This is a genomic window from Nocardia sp. NPDC003345 (assembly GCF_053589395.1).
Window position 1 is genome coordinate 1 of sequence record NZ_JBSFRU010000401.1, and the last position, 5,180, is coordinate 5,180.

10 protein-coding genes are annotated in these 5,180 nt (G+C 64.9%); all 10 read right to left on the reverse strand.

The features are described from left to right. On the reverse strand, positions 1-169 hold a 169-nt coding region (locus ACWDU1_RS29170), incomplete at its 3' end, for an NAD-dependent epimerase/dehydratase family protein (protein WP_450003379.1). 15 nt (positions 170-184) lie between these two features. Then, positions 185-1,564 carry a helix-turn-helix domain-containing protein gene (locus ACWDU1_RS29175; RefSeq protein WP_450003371.1) on the reverse strand — a complete coding sequence of 460 codons (1,380 nt, stop codon included), beginning with the start codon at positions 1,562-1,564 and terminating at the stop codon, positions 185-187. A 166-nt stretch (positions 1,565-1,730) separates the two neighbouring features. Further along, a complete protein-coding gene (rpsQ, locus tag ACWDU1_RS29180) occupies positions 1,731-2,006 on the reverse strand; it encodes a 30S ribosomal protein S17 (protein ID WP_450003372.1) in 276 nt (91 codons plus the stop codon). Next, positions 2,003-2,242: a 50S ribosomal protein L29 gene (rpmC, locus tag ACWDU1_RS29185; protein WP_357422068.1), complete on the reverse strand. Its 240-nt coding sequence runs from the start codon at positions 2,240-2,242 to the stop codon at positions 2,003-2,005. Before rpmC ends, rpsQ begins: the two co-directional genes overlap by 4 nt. Next, the gene (rplP, locus tag ACWDU1_RS29190; protein WP_450003374.1) at positions 2,242-2,658 is read right to left on the reverse strand and encodes a 50S ribosomal protein L16; all 417 of its coding nucleotides are present in this window, start codon (positions 2,656-2,658) and stop codon (positions 2,242-2,244) included. Before rplP ends, rpmC begins: the two co-directional genes overlap by 1 nt. Positions 2,659-2,661: 3 nt before the next feature. Further along, the gene (rpsC, locus tag ACWDU1_RS29195; RefSeq protein WP_450003376.1) at positions 2,662-3,459 is read right to left on the reverse strand and encodes a 30S ribosomal protein S3; all 798 of its coding nucleotides are present in this window, start codon (positions 3,457-3,459) and stop codon (positions 2,662-2,664) included. Then, positions 3,460-3,858, reverse strand: coding sequence for a 50S ribosomal protein L22 (rplV, locus tag ACWDU1_RS29200; protein WP_030522694.1), 399 nt, complete (start codon positions 3,856-3,858; stop codon positions 3,460-3,462). Further along, positions 3,855-4,136 (reverse strand): 30S ribosomal protein S19, encoded by a 282-nt coding sequence (rpsS, locus tag ACWDU1_RS29205; protein WP_062999056.1) that lies wholly within the window; start codon positions 4,134-4,136, stop codon positions 3,855-3,857. The genes rplV and rpsS overlap by 4 nt, the downstream gene beginning before the upstream one ends. Positions 4,137-4,150: 14 nt before the next feature. Further along, on the reverse strand, positions 4,151-4,987 hold the full coding sequence (gene rplB, locus ACWDU1_RS29210; RefSeq protein WP_450003378.1) for a 50S ribosomal protein L2: 837 nt from the start codon (positions 4,985-4,987) through the stop codon (positions 4,151-4,153). A 33-nt stretch (positions 4,988-5,020) separates the two neighbouring features. After that, on the reverse strand, positions 5,021-5,180 hold a 160-nt coding region (gene rplW / locus ACWDU1_RS29215), incomplete at its 5' end, for a 50S ribosomal protein L23 (protein WP_450003380.1).

Below are 5,180 nucleotides of genomic sequence, written 5' to 3' on the forward strand. Positions count from 1 at the left end.
GCGCCTTCCTCAGCCCTGCGCCATCGAGCAGATCGGAAATTCGGACGGGCACCTCACGCACTGATGTCTCGGTCCGGATCATCGCCAGCGGGTCGTGTCCTGCCCTCTTCAAAGCTGTGACGACCGCTCGACCGAGATAGCCGTTCGCTCCGGTCACCAGAATCCGCATGCTCTCCTCCTGCGATCAAGGCAGCAGCAGGTGACGATACCGCCAGGTGAGCGCAATGCAGGCGGCGGCCGCCGCGGCCAGCGGTTCGTGGTTGAGAACCCTGCGGACATTCGCGGCGGTCCAGCTCATTCCGACTGTCCCGTCGTCTGACACGTAAAGCTCGCCCTCCGCATTGCGAGGAACGAGGCCCGCGAAGGCTCGATCGAATACTTCCGCCGCGAAAACGATAACGGTCAAGATTTCCCCGGCAGGCGCCAACGGGTCCATCCCGAGTCCGAAGCACCATGCCTTGACGCTCCCTTCTCGCCGAGCATCCGAGAGCATTCGGTACGGTTCCGAGCCGTAATCGACGGAACTGCCCCGACTTCCGTCGTGCTCAGGTGCATTCAGCAACTCCTCGAAGAACTCACGGATGATATTGCGCCACAGATCAAAGTCTCGATGAACATTCCAAGGACCGATTGCGGCCGGCTGAAATACTCCTGCCGGAACGATGTGCGTGAGCCCAGGAGCAAGCGTCACCGACGAAGACCCTCTCCGATGCAGGAAGAATGTGTCGCCTTCGACCCCGCGCCGGATTGTCAATGTGTTGATGCTGGGAAGAACGGCACGACGGCCGGTGTCGAATAGATCGCCGACCTGTCGCCGGAACCGGAGATCGTCGAGTTCGATTCTCTCGCCGCGCTCACGGGCCATCCACGCGGCGGCGGTCTCATGTGCAAGGGCCTCGCATACGTCGATCATGTCGAAGTATGTGGTGAGCCCGAACCTCATGACTCCTCCGGCATCATCGAATGCTGCTTCGAGCAGGCGATACGAGGTGCGATTCTCGAAGAGGCCCGGTTGTGCAAGCGATCGGACAGCCTGGCTGTAGCGGTCGAACCGAGCGCCATCCGGTCTCAGCGGGCGCATGAACGCGGTCTCGGCCTCGCTCCCATCTAGAAGAGGTTCCTCGGCCTCGTGCACGAGTTCCAGCTGTATTCGATCTAGGTCAACGGGTGTCGGGGCAATCCAGCCGGGTTTGGTCAAGCAGGTCGTGCCCTCGATGCGGCTCGGCTCCCAGTAGAACCGGGCAGCAACCGACGTGAGGGCATGACGGTTGCGATTCAAGGATCGCCGCACCAGCTTCCATTCCGCCACACCGTCATCCCAGTGGATGTCGTCCTCGATACGATCGAGCAGGCCGAAGACTTCGGGCGAAAGCTCCATGGCCGCCGCGTAGTGCCTCAGCTGCGTGACGTCGCGGCACGACCTCGAACCGTTGACGTATTTCGACACCAGGCTACGCTCGACGCCGAGAACCCGGGCCATCGCATCGTGCGTCGTGATCCCACGGGCCTCCATGTACGCCTTGATCACCTCCCCGAGCCGGGGGTCACCAGCAGTCGTCGGCACAACCGAAGACTACTCTCGCGTCTCACTCTCATCGCTTGGACAGCAGTCGGGACCATCTGGCACGTCAACCGACGCAATCGGATTCCCACTGGCGGACAACGAAGGCCCGCCTCCCGGAACGGGAAGCGGGCCTTACGTGCACGACCTTCGCAGCCGGAGCGCGACCTTACTTGGCCCTCTCCAGGACCTCGACCAGCCGCCACCGCTTGGTTGCCGACGTGGGCCGGGTCTCCATCAGCTGCACGCGATCGCCGACACCGGCGGTCTCGTTCTCGTCATGCGCCTTCACCTTGGAGGTGGTGCGGATGATCTTGCCGTAGAGGGCGTGCCGATGACGATCTTCCAACTCGACGACGATCGTCTTGTTCATCTTGTCGGAGACGACGTAGCCGGTCCGCACCTTGCGGCGGCCACGCTCCTCCACTTTCTGCTCGTCACTCATGCCGCATCTCCCTTGTCAGCGGGTCCGGTGGCCAAACCGAGCTCGCGCTCACGCATGACCGTGTAGATACGCGCGATCTCGTGACGCACCACACGCAGCCGGCGATTGTTGGTCAGCTGACCGGTCGCCATCTGGAAGCGCAGGTTGAACAGCTCTTCCTTCGATTCGCGCAAGCGGGAGACGAGCTCGTCTTCGCTCAGCTCGCGGAGCTCTGCGGCAGGGGTACCGGTTGCCATCAGAACTGCTCCTCCCTCGTCACGATCCTGCACTTCATCGGGAGCTTGTGCATCGCGCGGCGCAGCGCCTCGCGAGCGATCTCCTCGTTCGGAAAACTCATCTCGAACATCACGCGGCCCGGCTTGACGTTCGCGACCCACCACTCCGGCGAACCCTTACCGGAACCCATACGGGTTTCGGCCGGCTTCTTGGTGAGCGGGCGATCCGGGTAGATGTTGATCCAGATCTTGCCGCCACGCTTGATGTGGCGGGTCATCGCGATACGCGCCGACTCGATCTGCCGGTTGGTCACGTACGCCGGCTCCAGCGCCTGGATACCGAACTCACCGAACGTCACCGAGGTGCCGCCCTTGGCCATACCGGAACGACCGGGGTGATGCTGCTTGCGGAACTTGACCTTGCGGGGCATCAGCATTGGTCAGCCCTCCTGCTTTTCTGCCGGGGGCTCGGCCACCGCGGTAGCGGCGCGCCCGGCCTCGGTGCTGGTCGCAGTGGTGCCGGAGGAACCGGAACGACGCGGGCGGTTCGGGCGCTCGCGGCGCGGGCGATCCCCGGCCGGCGCGCTCGGGGCGGACAGCTCACGCTTGCCGCCGACGATATCGCCCTTGTAGATCCAGACCTTGACACCGATACGACCGAAGGTGGTCTTGGCCTCGTACAGGCCGTAATCGATATCGGCACGCAGCGTGTGCAGCGGGACGCGGCCTTCGCGGTAGAACTCCGAACGCGACATCTCGGCGCCACCGAGGCGGCCCGAGCACTGCACGCGGATGCCCTTGACGTTCGGCGAACGCATGGCCGACTGGATGGCCTTACGCATCGCGCGACGGAAGGCCACACGGTTGGAGAGCTGCTCGGCCACACCCTGGGCGACCAGCTGCGCATCCGATTCGGGGTTCTTGACCTCGAGGATGTTCAGCTGGACCTGCTTCTTGGTGAGCTTCTCCAGCTCGGCGCGGATCCGGTCGGCCTCCGCGCCGCGACGGCCGATGACGATGCCCGGACGCGCGGTGTGGATATCGACACGGACCCGGTCACGGGTGCGCTCGATCTCCACCTTGGAGATACCGGCCCGCTCCATGCCGGTGCTCAGCAGCTTGCGGATGGCGACGTCTTCCTTGACGTAGTCCGCGTACTGCTTGTCTGCGTACCAACGGGACTTCCAGTCGGTGGTGATACCGAGGCGGAAGCCGTGGGGGTTGATCTTCTGTCCCATTTACTTTGCCCCTCCCTTCCGGCGGCCACGAGTGCCACCGGCGGTGGGGACGCTCTCGACCTCGATGGTGATGTGGCTGGTGCGCTTGCGGATCCGGAACGCCCGGCCCTGGGCGCGCGGCTGGAACCGCTTCATGGTCGCGCCCTCGTCGACGTACGCCGTCGAGATGACCAGGGTGTCGGGGTTGAGGCCGAGGTTGTTCTCGGCGTTCGCCGCGGCGCTGGCCACGACCTTGGCGACCGGTTCACTGGCGGCCTGCGGGGCGAACCGGAGCAGGTCGAGCGCGTCGGAGACGCGCTTGCCGCGAACCAGGTCCACGACCCGGCGGGCCTTCATCGGGGTCACGCGCACGTGCTTGGCGGTCGCGCGCGCAGTCGGATTCTGAGTTTCTGTGCTCATCGCCGCTTGCTCTTCCGATCTTCCTTGACGTGGCTGCGGAACGTCCTCGTCGGCGCGAACTCACCGAGCTTGTGCCCGACCATGTTCTCCGAGACGAACACCGGCACATGCTTGCGGCCGTCGTGGACGGCGAAGGTGTGGCCGATGAAATCGGGGGTGATGGTCGAACGACGCGACCAGGTCTTGATGACCTGCTTGCTGCCCTTCTCGTTCTGCACGTCCACCTTCGCCTGGAGGTGGTCGTCGACGAACGGGCCCTTCTTGAGGCTGCGTGGCATTTCTTACCTCCTCCTTAGCGCTTCTTGCCGGTGCGACGGCGACGGACGATGAGCTTGTCGCTCGGACGGTTCGGCTTACGGGTACGGCCTTCCGGCTGGCCCCAGGGCGAGACCGGGTGGCGACCACCGGAGGTCTTGCCCTCACCACCGCCGTGCGGGTGGTCGACCGGGTTCATGACGACACCACGGACCGTGGGACGGCGTCCCTTCCAGCGCATACGGCCGGCCTTGCCCCAGTTGATGTTCGACTGTTCGGCATTGCCGACCTCGCCGACGGTGGCGCGGCAGCGCACGTCGACGCGGCGGATCTCACCGGAGGGCATACGCAGCGTGGCGTAGGGGCCTTCCTTACCCAGCAGCTGGATGCTGGCACCGGCCGAGCGGGCCATCTTGGCGCCGCCGCCGGGACGCAGCTCCACCGCGTGGATGGTGGTACCGGTCGGGATATTGCGCAGCGGCAGGTTGTTGCCGGGCTTGATATCCGCGGTCGGACCGGACTCGATCTTCGTGCCCTGCGAGATGCCCTTGGGCGCGATGATGTAGCGCTTCTCGCCGTCCAGGTAGTGCAGCAGCGCGATGTTCGCGGTGCGGTTGGGGTCGTACTCGATATGAGCGACCTTGGCCGGCACGCCGTCCTTGTCCAGCCGGCGGAAGTCGATCAGCCGGTAGGCGCGCTTGTGACCGCCACCGCGATGCCGGGTGGTGATCCGGCCGTGGCCGTTACGGCCACCGCTCTTGGTCAGCGGGCGGACCAGCGACTTCTCGGGGGTCGACCGGGTGATCTCGGCGAAGTCCGAGACGGACGACCCGCGGCGGCCCGGGGTAGTCGGCTTGTACTTACGGATTGCCATGAGTTCTTCTCTGCTTTCTGGATTCCCCGCCGCTTACGCGACCGGGCCTCCGAAGATCTCGATGGGCTTGCTGTCGGCCGAGATGGTCACGAGCGCGCGCTTGGTGTCCTTGCGCTTGCCGTAACCGAAGCGGGTCCGCTTGCGCTTGCCCTGACGGTTGGCGGTGTTGACGCTGGTGACCTTCACCCCGAAG